The organism is Lawsonibacter sp. JLR.KK007 (genome assembly GCF_036941135.1).
GTDB lineage: Bacteria > Bacillota > Clostridia > Oscillospirales > Oscillospiraceae > Lawsonibacter.
The window spans coordinates 212,347-224,446 of the sequence record NZ_JAYWSY010000002.1; the positions used below are offsets into that span (position 1 = coordinate 212,347).

Consider the following 12,100-nt stretch of genomic DNA (forward strand, 5'->3'; position numbering starts at 1 on the left):
GGATGGGACAGTGAAAGATTGCTATGAGATCGGCCTCCTTCCGTCAGGGGGATATAGGCCAGCGGAAACGAAGCAGACGCAAGGCGGATGTTTCGTTTTTGCTGGCACACATGGGGTTTGGGGAAGGTACTTCCCCATCGCGTCCGCAAGGACGCAACAGCCCCCGGCAGGGCGTACGACACCGGAACGGTGTATAAGTGCGCCGTTCTCCGAACGGACTATCCCTCGTCCCCAGCGTTCTGCGCCTTTTCTGCCGCTTCTGTTGCTCCTGGCAGGCGGGAAAGGGCAATCAGGAACACCTTGATCGCCTCGCCATCCATGCTGGCGGTGAAGGGGAACACGCCCTCCATGATTGCGCCGTGTACGATTAGGCGGTGGTTCCGGGCGTGGCGCTCCGCGTCCCTCTGCTTGTTCAGCAAAATCTTTACCTGGTTCTCGTATTGGCGGGCTTTCTTTTCTGCTTCGGCTTTCTGCTGCAACAAGGATTTTTCCTTATCCATGATGGGATAGACCTCCTTTCTGCCAGAGGACAAGTGAGTGCTTGTCCTCTGGCGGTGATGGAGCAAATGCCCCTCACTGGGTAAGCCACTAAAGGGGCCAATCGTTAGGGTGGTTTTCAAAGTATTTCAAGAATTTTTTCGGACGGTCTCTATGCTCTCAAAAGCTGAAACCTTGGAGCATCCGCACAGCATACCGATCTCGGCGTAACTGTAACCGTACAACGCATAGAGCAAAAATCGTTCCCGCTGAATCTCTGTACAAGTATCCAAAATGGACAGCAGCAGTGCCAGGATTTCCTGCTGGCATACGATGTCCTCCGGGGTGGGCTGGTAAGGGAGCAGGCCCTCGGTGGCAGCTATGTACTCGTCAAATTCGCGCCCATCCCAGTGCCGCCGCTTTTCGTGGGAAAGGTTCTCGGCTTTCCGTCTGCCCTGGTCGTAGCACTCGGCCACTTCATCGCTGACCTCAACGGACACCATGCGCCCATTGATTTTGATGGTAATTTCCATCTTGATCTTCCTCCGTTCAGATTTTTGGCTGGGGTTTGGTCTGAACGGAGAAGGCGGGGAACGGCATTGAGGCATGATGTCTCGACCAAGCAATAGAAATGCACCTGTCTGAAAAGCACAGACAGGTGCATAGGAATTAAAACAGCTATTTAGATGATTGGACAGTTCATACTCATGGATGGAATATTCCTCGGCGGTGGCTTGGCTTTTTTTGACGATGCGGCTTCTATCTGGTATGGTCGAATGGTTATCTGCCTCATGGCGGCTACCTCCTATCAGCCGCCAGTTCCACAAACAATCGGACGGCGGCTTTCATCTCCGAAAACCGCCGTCCGATTTGGCATCATGTAAATTGGGCGCAGGAAATTAGCTGCCTCGACCAACGGTTTTTTTCTTTCCCCGTTGGGAGCAGTCAAGTTCTGTAACAGCAAAACTGATGTGCGCTAATCGGTCTGCTGTGCTTTTTCTTTCAGCTTTTGAAATGACAGGTCGCTGATTGCGTGTTCTATCTGGTGGGCGTCTTGCTCCGCTGTTTCCTGATCGACACCAGCGGCGATTAGCTGCTCCATGAAAAATTGGCGGCGTTCATAAATCTTTTCAGCGACTGTTCGTCCATTCTCGGTTAGACAAAGACAGCCGTTTTCATCTATGACCAGAAATCCGCCAGTCCGCAGGTTCTTTACCGCATGGCTGACACTTGGTTTTGAATATCCCATATATCCGGCAAGGTCAACCGATCTGATGCTCCCCCTTTTCTGGTGAAGCATCAAAATGGCCTCTAAATAGTCCTCCGAGGATTTACCTAATGTCAGGTTGGTTCACCCCCTTGTGGATATGCAGATGTTTCTACGGTTAAAGCACGATTGATTTTGATTGCAAAAATGAAGGTAACTGCGGTTGTCAGCAAGTCGGCTGCTGGCTGCACCCAAATTACCCCGGATAGTTGGAAAAGGCGGGGCAACACATAAATCAAGGGCAGGAAAAATATCCCTTGTCGGCTTAAGCTCAACAGTCCGCCCACCAGACTTTTTCCGATGGAGAGATAAAGACTTGCATATACCATCTGAAAACCAAAGGTGACAAACAGTATTGCGTTCAGCCGGAGGGCCTTGCCTGCCAGATGTACCATTTCTGCATCGGTTCCAAAAATGGATACAATTGGTTCCGCAAAGGCAAAGAGTACGATAGCCGCGATCATGCCGAATGTTGTAGACCAAATGAGGCAAAGGCGGATGGCCTTTTTCAGCCGGTCAAATTGCTTTGCGCCGTAGTTATATCCGGCAAACGGCTGGAAACCTTTCAAGAAGCCAAAGACGATGTAAGTCCCAACGGTCATAATACGGATTACAGCCCCCATCGCCGCCACAGCATAGTCCCCATAAGGCTTTGCCGCGCTGTTGGTAAGTCCCATAGACGCGCTGGCAAGAAGCTGGAACAGAAGCACAGGAATACCGATTTTCAAAATCTCGCCCAAAAGCTGGGGTGAAAGACGGATATTCCGAAGCGACAGCCGTAGAACCCCTTGCTTTGTTGCTATGTACCCAATATAAAGGGCCATGTTGACGCCCAGCGAAATCACCGTGGCGATAGCCGCGCCCTCAATGCCCCAATCCAGGGCGTAAATCATAATCGGATCTAAAATGATGTTGATGATACTGCCGGTGAGCATAGAGATCATGGTGAACCGGGTAGCACCCTGCGCCGTCAGAAGGTTGTTCATTGTGACGGTAAACACATTGATGATGGAGCCAGTCACATAGATTTGGGCGTAGGCTCTCGCATAAGGCAAAATCGTATCAGTTGCCCCCAGCGACATCAGCACAGGGTCGAGGAATACCATAATCCCTGCGATAATGACCGCTCCTACAAAAATGCTGGCAAAAAGAGCGGTGGAGGCGGTTCGATTGGCTTCTGCGTTATCTCCCTTTCCAAGTAACCGGGAGATATAGGACGATGCTCCGGCCCCAAACATCATCCCCAAGCCAATAACGATCTGTACGATGGGAAATACAACAGACACCGCCCCCATCTGGCTCATGCCCAGGCCGCTCACAAAATAGGCGTCGATAGCGTTGTAGAGTGCGGAGATCAGCATACCGATCATGGTCGGTATGCCTAACTTCATCAACGAGGCCGCTACCGGCTCGTCCCGCATGATGCTGATTCGGTTGTTGCTTTGCTGATTCATTTGTTGTCCTCCTGATTTTTGGATTTATTTCGACGGTGGGAACCATATCGCTCCCGCCGAAGAATACTTTTGATGATTGTACGGTATTGAGGATTTTCGCTCTCTAATTCCATTTCAATCTCCCGACAAATGACTTCCTCGCTTTTTTGCAGTTCAGCAGGATAGAGAAGATCAAGTGAAATTGTGGTATAGCAGCCGCTTTCAATCAGCCGGAAATGGTCTATGCTTACCTTACCGCTGTACTTTTGCAGAACAAATTCGACTTTATCCCGCAAATATGCCGTCACCCCATCGTCATCTATGAGATAGTCCACTTGGATGAAACAGTCACAATGAAACTGCTGGTATAAGGCGCAGGATATTTCGTGAATTGCGTTGTAAAGCTGTTCGCTGTCTTTTCTGTACCCCTCAATTCGCAAGGAGATCACGAAATAGCCGAACCCATAATCATGCACCATCAGATTCCGTACTGCCGCAATTTCCGGGTATGCTTCAACAGTCCGTAGAACGTCGTCAATGATACTCTGGTCGGTGGCCTGGCCCATGACCCGCCCCAGCACTTCCCAAAGGCTTTTTGTCCCCGCAATCACAATAAAGGCAGATACCAATACGCCGCAGTAGCCGTCAATCCGCCAGCCTGTCACATGGCTGATTACCGTTGAGAGCAAAACCGCTCCCGTAGCGGCGGCATCGCTGATACAGTCCGTGGCAGTTGCTTTCAGCGTTTCAGAATTTGTAACTTTTGCAAACTGCTGGTTGTAAAAATACATATAGCCTTTTACCAGGATGGACAACACCAGAACAATGATCGTTGCCACGCTGAACAGCGGCTTTTGAGGGCTGACAATGGACTGGAAAGAGGTTTGTACGAGTTTTCCGCCCATCAGCACCACGGCAAGGGATGCAAAAATCCCCATGATCCACTCAAAGCGTCCATGACCGAACGGGTGGGTACTTCCCCTGCCATACCTCGCGATCTGAAACCCTAAAAGTGTCATAAGTGAAATTCCTGCGTCTGACAGGTTGTTAAATCCGTCCGCAGATATGGCAACCGACCGACTGAAAAACCCGGTCATGATTTTTGCCGTACACAAGAGCAGATTCAGGATAATGCCTGCGATGCTGGACAGTGAGGCATACGCTTTTTTTACTGCGGTGTTGGATGTGTTCAGCTTTCCTTTGAAATACAGCTTGATTAGTTGAGCCATCATAGGCTGTTCCTCCTTTAATTTTGAACGATAGTTCATTATTGTTCAATAAAAAAAGGAACCGGTCTAAAGACCGATCCCCGACAAATACATTTTGGATAATTTGTGTAAAATCATAATCGCCCATTCCTTTCCCTTGTAGTGATACATGATCTGCATGAGGCCATCCACAAAATTGTTTGCAATAATGTGGATGAAAACTGTGTCGGCGGAGTTGTCGTCCCGATGCTCCAACAAATGCGCTTCTATATCTTGGACAAAACGTTCCTTTTCGCATTCATACTTTGTGCCGCCGCTCTTGTCGATCAGGATGATAAATTCTTTCCGATGGGCAAAGAGGTTTAGCAAGCATTCTGTTTCCGCCTTGCTTAACCCATAGATTTCTGTGTTGCTGTGTTTGCTTTCGTCTGCTTCGCCAGCGGTCAATACCCGCTCCCAATCATACAGCACAGGACGGAGGATGGCATCAAACAAATCAGTCTTGTTCTTGTAGTAAGAATAGATAAGGCCGGTAGGGATTTGCGCCTTGGCCGCAATATTACGCATAGCAGCCAGTTTGTAACCTCTATCAAAAAATTCATCTAAAGCCGCAGCAAGAATTTTCTCCCGTATCTCGTCTTTCAATACCTGTGCCATAGCGCCCTCCAATATTGAATTTATGTTCAATTATAATCGGGAGTGTAGATTTTGTCAAGTCCTTTTTTACGTCCACAAATAATATGAATTATTTTAGCTACTCAATAGAACTATATAGACATATTCAAAGCAAAAGAGGAACGGTAGAATGTAACAGGGTGATATGAATATGGCAAAAAGGCCAGTACCACGATATGACTTTAAGGCTTTTGGGGCGGCAATCAAAGCGGCGCGGCTGGAACGTAAAGAGAGCCGGAAAAAGGTATGTGACGAGATGTACTTATCCCGCGCTATCTTGCCAACATTGAGAACAAGGGCCAGCACCCAAGTCTGCAAATCTTTTTCGAGTTAATGCTGCGCTACAACATTGTCAACGCCGATATGAAATTGTAAGAAAACGCCGAAGAAATTTTGTTGTTTTTCGGCGGTAAGGGGGGGACAAAATCAAGCGTTTCCTTGCTCAAAAAGAGTGTTCACGATTTGCTGCTTCTGGCGCATAAATTCCTTGCGTTCTTTCAGGCGGTAAGACTCGCCCTTGATGTTGATAACGGTGCAGTGATGCAGGACACGGTCCAGGATGGCGGAGGCGATGGTGACGTCGGCAAAGACCTCGTTCCACTGGGAGAAGGTCTTGTTGGAGGTAAAGACGGTGGACGTCTTCTCATATCGCCTGGCAATCAACTGGAAGAACAGGTTTGCGCCCTGGATGTCCATGGGGAGGTAGCCGATCTCGTCGATGATAAGCATCCTGTACTTGGCGAGAACCTTGAGCTTGTCCGGCAGACGGTTCTCAAAATGGGCCTTCTTGAGCTGCTCAATAAGCTGATGGCAGTTGATGTAGTAGGTGGAAAAGCGATGCTGTGCCGCCACAAGGCCCAGAGCGGAGGCCAGATGGGTCTTGCCCACGCCGGGCGGGCCAAGGAAGACCACATTCTCCCCGTTTTCCAGGAAGCGCATGGTGGCCAGTTCGTCGATCTGGCGTTTATCGATGGAGGGTTGGAAAGAGAAGTCGAAATCGTCCAGGGTCTTCTTAATGGGGAAGCCGGACATCTCCCCGCAAGGGGGACGCGATAGCTCTAAGCGGCAAAGCCGCTAAGAGCTATCCAGTGGATCTGCTTCTCATAGGCCCGTCTCCGCTTGGATTTGGCTTCTTCTGAGAAAATGTGATCCAAAACCTCCACAATATTGAGATCCTCCGCCACCGCCCGTTCCAGGTAGTTGTCCAGAATCTCCAGGGTGTTTTTCATTTTAAGGGCTTCCAGGTTTTCCCTCAGCCTGTCCATAGTAAATTCAGTCATACAGCACCTCGTCATATCTGGACAAATCGGAGGGCTTCAAGGGGAAATCTATTACTTTGCCCTGTTCCAGCAGAACATTTTCTGCATCCATCGTCTGCTTCAACGTAAGCCTTCTATAGTGCTGAGGATTGACAACCATGTCCTTTCTCTGATACGATATTCGGTGCAGAGCGATCTGCTTTCCCTCGTAATATGCTGCTAACATGCTGTCGAGGGCCACGACTGCCACATCTTTGCCGACGTACTCCGCTGGCACGGAGTACTGATTCCCGGCGTAGGAGATGAGGCAGTCTTTTTGTACTCGCCTCAGGTTGATTTTGTCGATAATGTACTCACGGGTAAGAGGACTCAGTCCCTCTTTTTTCAACCTCTCAAAGGGAATTTCGTTGGTGGTGGCGTGGACTTTCCCGTTCACTTTGTTGCACCAGGCCAGGGCCTGTCCGTTCAAGTCCGCCAGGCTGTTGTACTTGATCCCCACCATAAAATTATCTCTGACAAACTGCACCGTCCGCTCTACTTTCCCCTTCGTCTGACCCCGGTAGGGCCGGCACAGAATTGGCTTGAACCCATAGAATCTCGCGAAGTCCTCAAACTGCCGGTTCAGCGTGGAGTCCTCCTGCTTCAGCAATCGCTTGATGACCACCTGCTTCATATTGTCATACAGGATCTCCTCCGGGTAACCTCCGAAATACCGAAATGCGTTCTGATGGCACCGTATCAACGTGTTTGTGCTCATATCCGTTACGAACTCGATGTACCGCATCCGCGAATACCCCAGAATCATGAGAAAGCAATACAGCTTCTTCCACTTTCCGTCCTCGTATACCAGGTGATCCTCGAAGAATCCCCAGTCCATCTGCCCCTGCTTCCCCGGCATCGTCTCAAACCGCACTGTTGCTTTCTCATTCAAGTCCATCTTCCGGCTGCTCACATACGCCTTGACGATGCTGTAGCCCCCGTCAAATCCCATCTCCCGCAGCTTCTCCAGGATCCGCAGCGCTGAATACGGCGCCTCCTCCAGCCACTCGTCCACGATCTGCTTGTACGGGTCCATCTTTGTTGGCTTGGGTTCGCTCAATGTGTACTCCGGCTTCTGCGGCGATTCCGCGTACCGCTTTGCTGTTCGTGGGTCCATGTGGTACTTCCGGCCCAGCTCCACATAGCTCAGGCCTTTTTGTCTGTCGCTTCGGATATCCATCCACTGTGCTCCTTTCATTTCCTGACTCCCTTTCCGGGCTCTTTTTCGCCCTGATTGGGAGTCTATCTTTTTTCCTTCACCTCCGCCACAAAACTACATTTTTTCCTCGGCGTTTTCTTTCATTTTATCATTGGCGCTGACACTTGAATATATCTCCGGAACAGCATAACATCTACTCCGATCAACGCCGTCGCTGCTCCATGAAAAAAACAGCGGATTTGCCTGAGCAATCCGCTGATACTGTGCCTTCAAACGCATGAAAAGCGGGCTGCGGTGCGACGTTTTTTTACGCACTGCGGTCTGCTTACTTTTTAAGTTAGCCTCCTTTCCAAACGCGGCCCTAACCGGCTCAATAGTTCGTTGGGGATTGTCCCTGTTTGCTGCGCCAAATTTTGGGGCGTTATTTCCTGATTCCCTGACCTGCCGATAAACACCGCAAAATCTTTGGACGTTACATCTGGAACATCTGTCACGTCAAGCACGGTCTGATCCATGCAGATACGGCCCGCAATGGGAGCCATATATCCCCGGACTAAAGCGGCCCCTACTCCGTTAGACAAACTGCGTGGCAGCCCATCAGCATAGCCAATCGTGGCAACGGCAATCTTTGTGCTTCTCTCCGCCTTAAATTGGTGTCCATACCCGGCCCCCTCTCCTGGAAATACATCTTTTACCTGCGCGATCCGGGCTTTTAGGGAAAGAACACGGTCATAGAGCGCAATGCCTACCCGCGCATAGTTGCCGCCGAGTTCGGGATAATGGAGCAAGCCCTCACTAGCCAGAATGTGAATCTTGGGGATCACATAGCCCTGGCTTTTTAAGAGGTCTACTGTCTGACAAAGGATTTCGCTCTGCTTCAATGCCGCCGCCCGGTCTGCCGGACTGGTCATATCATCCTCATACAGATGGGTATAGGCCCCTGTGATTTGGAGATAGCCGCAGTTAAATATCTGCCGCAGTTTTGACAGGTTTTCATAGCGTTCTCCCAGCCGGTGCATTCCTGTGTCAATCTTGATATGGGCCTTGATACTCAGACCACAGGCGTTCAGTTCCAGGGCGTGAACATGGTCTGCAATCGTCTGCGTTAAATGGTACTGCGCAATCAGCGGGGCATACTGAGGATGTGTGTATCCAAGTATCAGGATTTCTCCCAAAATTCCATTCTGCCGCAGTTCCACCCCCTCAAAGACAGTGGCAACACAGAAAGCGTCAATTCCCATCTTATTTAGTTCTCTGGCAATCAGGACTGCGCCGTGTCCATAGGCATTGGCTTTCACTGCGGGCATCAATATGCAGCCGGGCGGAAGCAGAGCGGACAACCGTTCCACATTCCGCCTCAAAGCCGCTCTGTTCAGCTCGATCCAGGCACGGCCCTGGTAAAAATCATCCATGTCCCGTCCCCCTGACAATAATTCTTGGGGGCTGGGCCACTACGGTGGCGTTGCTTGGAATATCGGTGCAGACCACCGCTCCAGCCCCAATTTTCACATCGCTTCCAATTTGGATTGCTCCGACAATAACCGCCCCGGCGCCAATGAGACAGTGGTCTCCGATTTGGGGAGCGGCCCGGTCAACTTCGCCAATGGTGACATTTTGGTAAACCCAGCAGCCAGCTCCGACATGCGCGTACCGGGAAATATAGATACCATGCAGCCCGTGAGGTAAAATAGGCGTACCGTCAAATTGGGCTCCATTCCCGATATAGCCGCCGTGCCGGTGGGCCATGCGGTTGAGAAAGAAGGTCAAAATATCCTTGACCAGTTTAACCGGGCACCGTTCCCGCCACCGGAACAGCCGCCAATAGCACCGTAAGCCGTCCCCCTTTGACCAATCAATGACGTTTTCCCTCATGCCAGATATTCCTCCAGAGTCAGTCCCAGGCCGGCCATCCTCTCGCTGTGTGGTGTGCCGACATATCGGAAATGCCACGGCTCATGGGCGATTCCTGTGATCCGCTCCTTGCCCTTTGGGTAGCGCTCAATAAAGCCGAAGGAAGGGGCCTGCTGCCGAAATTGCTGACAGATACCCTCATAGGGAAATTCCGGGCGGATAAAGTCGATTGACTGTTGGCGCAGCCCCAGGTCGATGGCAAGCCCGGTCTGGTGTTCGCTGTGTCCGGGCCGGGCCACAAACTGTTCTGTGAACGCCGGGCCGTTGTCCCGGAGGGAGTGTTCGTAAATCGTCCGCTGTTCCTCCAGAGAGCGCCAGCCGCTCACCGGGATCATAAATTGCCAGCCGCCCAGCTGATCCATGAGACGGGTGAGGGCCTGGGCCGCCTCCTGTTCCAACAGGATATCAGGATAATTTGCATGGACCGGAATCAAGTCCTGTGCTGTGTCCGCCGGGTAAGCGTGCTGGCCGTTGACCAAAATCAGGGGATTCATCGCTTCACCGCCAATTCAATCACAGCGGAGATGATCTGTTCCAAGGACATTCCAGCCGCCTTCATCATGCTGGGATAACGGCTGTGGGCGGTAAATCCCGGGATGGTGTTGACCTCGTTCAAGACCACCCTGCCGTCCTCGTCCAGAAACATGTCCACTCTGGCAAACCCCTGACACCCAAGGACCTTATAGATGTGTTGGGCGATTCTCTTGATTTCTGCCGTCTTTTCCGGGGAGATTCGGGCCGGGACATGAATTGCGGACGTCTTTAGCGTGTACTTTTCCGTAAAATTGAAAAAACCTCCGGCCAGTTCAATTTCGTCCAGCTCTCCCACAGTCAAAGTATCGTCGCCCAACACGGCGCAGCCCACCTCAAACCCGGAGACGGCCTCCTCCAAAACCACACGGCTGTCATATTGGAAGGCCAGTTTGAGGGCGGCGGGCAGCTCGTTCCGCTCCATGATCTTTGTGATTCCATAGGAGGAGCCAGCCCGGACAGGCTTGACAAACAGCGGAAACCCCAGCGTTTCAGCGGCGGCCAACGCCTCTCCCGCGTCCGTTTCCCGCTCCAGGACGGCGGAGGCGGGAACGGCCACCCCCGCGGCTTGAACCAGCTTGTGGGCGCGGTCCTTGTCCATGCACAGCGCGGAGGCCAGAACGCCGCACCCCACTAATGGAATACCCGCCAGCTCAAAGATACCTTGCACCGTTCCGTCCTCCCCGTTTTTCCCATGCAGAACAGGAAACCCGGCGTCCAGCCTGATTCGCTTTCCGCTGCTTGGCACCAGCAGAGCGCAGGCGCTCCGGTCGGGGGATACCAGGGCCGGAGCGCAGTCGGTAGGGTTATTCCAGGTATCCAGCCTGATTTTTTCTACATCCCCGGTGAAGTGATACCAGTCCCCGGAGGGGGAAATACCAATCAGCACAGGGGCGTACCTTGTTTGGTCCAGGTGGGTAATGACCGCATGGGCCGATTCCAGCGATACGCTGTACTCCGGGGAGCAGCCGCCAAACAAAATTGCGATATTGAGCTTGTCCATGATGACATCCTTTCTGTACATAAAAATCCGTTTGCCTCTGGTATATCTATCATACCAGGGACAAACGGACCATGTTTTAATGTTTTACTGTGAAATTCCTAAGAAATTCCTAATGTAGGATTGATATTTTCTGAATGGGAAACAGGCAGGCAGACAGTAAATGTTGTAACATTCTCCCGGCTTTCCGCCGAAATACTGCCGTTGTGGAGCGTGACAATTTCCTTTGCGATTGCCAGTCCCAGCCCGGCTCCTCCTGCATTGGTACTGCGGGCCTCGTCCATACGATAGAAGCGGTCAAAAATCATGGACAGCTTTTCCGCCGGGATGGTCGGACCCCGATTTTCAAAGGCAATCACCATTTGTCCGCTCCGTTCCTGAGCGGAAAGGATGATTTCTGAATTGGGAAAGCTGTACGCCGCCGCATTTTTCAGAATATTGTTGAACACGCGGGCCAGCTTTTCCGGGTCGCCCCAAAGTGTCAGAGATTCGTCGGCCCGGAGGACAGCGGTATTTCCTTTTGCGGACAGAACCGGATAAAATTCATCCCGCAGCTGTACCAGCATATAGTAGAGGTCGATTTGCTCTTTGTTCAGCCTGATTTCCTGCAAATTGTATCGGGTGATTTCAAAAAATTCGTTGACCAGCCGCTCCAGCCGGTTTGCTTTGTCCAGCGCGATGTGGGTATATTTTGCTTTTTGCTCCGCTGGCATATCGGGGGCCTCGTCCAACAGGCTCAGGTAGCCGATTACCGAAGTCAACGGGGTCTTTAAGTCGTGGGCGAGGTAAGTGACTAAATCGTTCTTCTGTGCGGATTCATTTCGGAGGGCCTGTTCGCTGCGAAGCATAGACGCTCTGATTTCCGCCATTTCTACCGATATTTCAGCATATTCCCGAGGGAACAGTTCATCTGTTTCCTCACTCATGCAGCTGTGAAGCATGTTACTAATTGATGTGATTGTTTTTCTGCGCACTGATTTGGCATAGAAGTGGGCCGCAACAAACGCAGTTATGATATTCACAACAACCACGCCTATAAAAGCGGCTAACAACAGCTGTTTTACTTTCCACCACATCGGCTCACGGATGATAGTTGTTTGTCCGGCTTCTGGAAGATAAGTATTGTACGTCTGCATAAAAT

General features: G+C 51.2%; 11 protein-coding genes and 3 pseudogenes. 1 reads left to right on the forward strand and 13 read right to left on the reverse strand.

Annotated elements, in window-relative coordinates; all coding sequences use genetic code 11:
• Window positions 1–218: 218 nt before the first annotated feature.
• The 6 genes from VV088_RS10860 to VV088_RS10885 form a co-directional block, all read right to left on the reverse strand.
• The gene (locus VV088_RS10860; protein ID WP_334600688.1) at window positions 219–500 is read right to left on the reverse strand and encodes a DUF3847 domain-containing protein; all 282 of its coding nucleotides are present in this window, start codon (window positions 498–500) and stop codon (window positions 219–221) included.
• Between the two features lie 126 nt (window positions 501–626).
• Window positions 627–1,010, reverse strand: coding sequence for an RNA polymerase sigma factor (locus VV088_RS10865; protein WP_334600690.1), 384 nt, complete (start codon window positions 1,008–1,010; stop codon window positions 627–629).
• Between the two features lie 443 nt (window positions 1,011–1,453).
• Window positions 1,454–1,822: a metal-dependent transcriptional regulator gene (locus VV088_RS10870; RefSeq protein ID WP_334602062.1), complete on the reverse strand. Its 369-nt coding sequence runs from the start codon at window positions 1,820–1,822 to the stop codon at window positions 1,454–1,456.
• A complete protein-coding gene (locus tag VV088_RS10875; protein ID WP_334600691.1) occupies window positions 1,819–3,198 on the reverse strand; it encodes an MATE family efflux transporter in 1,380 nt (459 codons plus the stop codon). Before VV088_RS10875 ends, VV088_RS10870 begins: the two co-directional genes overlap by 4 nt.
• Window positions 3,195–4,409: a cation diffusion facilitator family transporter gene (locus VV088_RS10880; protein ID WP_334600692.1), complete on the reverse strand. Its 1,215-nt coding sequence runs from the start codon at window positions 4,407–4,409 to the stop codon at window positions 3,195–3,197. Before VV088_RS10880 ends, VV088_RS10875 begins: the two co-directional genes overlap by 4 nt.
• A gap of 63 nt (window positions 4,410–4,472) precedes the next feature.
• On the reverse strand, window positions 4,473–5,042 hold the full coding sequence (locus VV088_RS10885; RefSeq protein ID WP_334600693.1) for a TetR/AcrR family transcriptional regulator: 570 nt from the start codon (window positions 5,040–5,042) through the stop codon (window positions 4,473–4,475).
• Window positions 5,043–5,211: 169 nt separating this feature from the next.
• Between VV088_RS10885 and VV088_RS10890 the strand changes: the two are divergent.
• Window positions 5,212–5,411: pseudogene (locus VV088_RS10890) on the forward strand (transcriptional regulator); the annotation flags it as partial.
• Window positions 5,412–5,486: 75 nt separating this feature from the next.
• Here VV088_RS10890 and istB read toward each other — a convergent pair.
• The 7 genes and pseudogenes from istB to VV088_RS22775 form a co-directional block, all read right to left on the reverse strand.
• A pseudogene (gene istB / locus VV088_RS10895) lies at window positions 5,487–6,340 on the reverse strand (IS21-like element helper ATPase IstB).
• Entirely contained in the window at window positions 6,333–7,556 is a 1,224-nt protein-coding gene (gene istA, locus VV088_RS10900; RefSeq protein ID WP_334600695.1) for an IS21 family transposase, read from the reverse strand. The pseudogene istB and the gene istA overlap by 8 nt, the downstream one beginning before the upstream one ends.
• 293 nt (window positions 7,557–7,849) lie before the next feature.
• Entirely contained in the window at window positions 7,850–8,929 is a 1,080-nt protein-coding gene (gene vanT, locus VV088_RS10905) for a serine racemase VanT catalytic subunit (RefSeq protein WP_334600696.1), read from the reverse strand.
• Window positions 8,922–9,389, reverse strand: coding sequence for a DapH/DapD/GlmU-related protein (locus tag VV088_RS10910; protein ID WP_334600698.1), 468 nt, complete (start codon window positions 9,387–9,389; stop codon window positions 8,922–8,924). The genes vanT and VV088_RS10910 overlap by 8 nt, the downstream gene beginning before the upstream one ends.
• Entirely contained in the window at window positions 9,386–9,922 is a 537-nt protein-coding gene (locus VV088_RS10915; protein WP_334600699.1) for a M15 family metallopeptidase, read from the reverse strand. The genes VV088_RS10910 and VV088_RS10915 overlap by 4 nt, the downstream gene beginning before the upstream one ends.
• Window positions 9,919–10,962 carry a D-alanine--D-serine ligase VanG gene (vanG, locus tag VV088_RS10920; protein WP_334600700.1) on the reverse strand — a complete coding sequence of 348 codons (1,044 nt, stop codon included), beginning with the start codon at window positions 10,960–10,962 and terminating at the stop codon, window positions 9,919–9,921. The genes VV088_RS10915 and vanG overlap by 4 nt, the downstream gene beginning before the upstream one ends.
• Before the next feature lie 98 nt (window positions 10,963–11,060).
• Window positions 11,061–11,768: pseudogene (locus VV088_RS22775) on the reverse strand (sensor histidine kinase); the annotation flags it as partial.
• Window positions 11,769–12,100 lie beyond the last annotated feature (332 nt).

Bases quoted from the DNA above. Each gene is read 5' to 3' on its own strand.
- VV088_RS10885 (WP_334600693.1), bottom strand. From the start codon at position 5,042: ATGGCACAGGTATTGAAAGACGAGATACGGGAGAAAATTCTTGCTGCG.
- VV088_RS10875 (WP_334600691.1), bottom strand. From the start codon at position 3,198: ATGAATCAGCAAAGCAACAACCGAATCAGCATCATGCGGGACGAGCCG.
- VV088_RS10865 (WP_334600690.1), bottom strand. From the start codon at position 1,010: ATGGAAATTACCATCAAAATCAATGGGCGCATGGTGTCCGTTGAGGTC.
- istA (WP_334600695.1), bottom strand. From the start codon at position 7,556: ATGAAAGGAGCACAGTGGATGGATATCCGAAGCGACAGACAAAAAGGC.
- VV088_RS10910 (WP_334600698.1), bottom strand. From the start codon at position 9,389: ATGAGGGAAAACGTCATTGATTGGTCAAAGGGGGACGGCTTACGGTGC.
- vanT (WP_334600696.1), bottom strand. From the start codon at position 8,929: ATGGATGATTTTTACCAGGGCCGTGCCTGGATCGAGCTGAACAGAGCG.
- VV088_RS10860 (WP_334600688.1), bottom strand. From the start codon at position 500: ATGGATAAGGAAAAATCCTTGTTGCAGCAGAAAGCCGAAGCAGAAAAG.
- VV088_RS10880 (WP_334600692.1), bottom strand. From the start codon at position 4,409: ATGATGGCTCAACTAATCAAGCTGTATTTCAAAGGAAAGCTGAACACA.
- vanG (WP_334600700.1), bottom strand. From the start codon at position 10,962: ATGGACAAGCTCAATATCGCAATTTTGTTTGGCGGCTGCTCCCCGGAG.
- VV088_RS10915 (WP_334600699.1), bottom strand. From the start codon at position 9,922: ATGAATCCCCTGATTTTGGTCAACGGCCAGCACGCTTACCCGGCGGAC.